Source organism: Campylobacter sp. RM9331 (genome assembly GCF_020137685.1).
In the GTDB taxonomy this organism is placed as follows: Bacteria; Campylobacterota; Campylobacteria; order Campylobacterales; family Campylobacteraceae; genus Campylobacter_E.
The window spans coordinates 1-262 of the sequence record NZ_JACGBA010000076.1; the positions used below are offsets into that span (position 1 = coordinate 1).

Below are 262 nucleotides of genomic sequence, written 5' to 3' on the forward strand. Positions count from 1 at the left end.
GCTTCCACTATTTGCAATTCTAATTGCTTGATAGTTTTTAGGTAAACCTATAAAGTATCTAATATCAGAATGGTTTAATAAATTATTTACCAAATCAACACCTATGCCAGAATATAAATTCTCTTTATTAGCTTTTACACTAATCATTGTTTTAGTAATCGCTCTTAAAAAAGACTTAGATATTCTAGGTATTAATGTAGCTTTGTATTCAGCGCCTATTATTTTATCCATATCACTTAGAAGCCTTGTTTTTTGATTATTT

General features: G+C 27.1%; 1 protein-coding gene. It reads right to left on the bottom strand.

Annotated elements, in window-relative coordinates:
- The coding region (locus tag AVBRAN9331_RS09835; protein WP_336612942.1) for a hypothetical protein at window positions 1-231 on the bottom strand (231 nt) is incomplete at its 3' end.
- Between the last annotated feature and the right edge of the window lie 31 nt (window positions 232-262).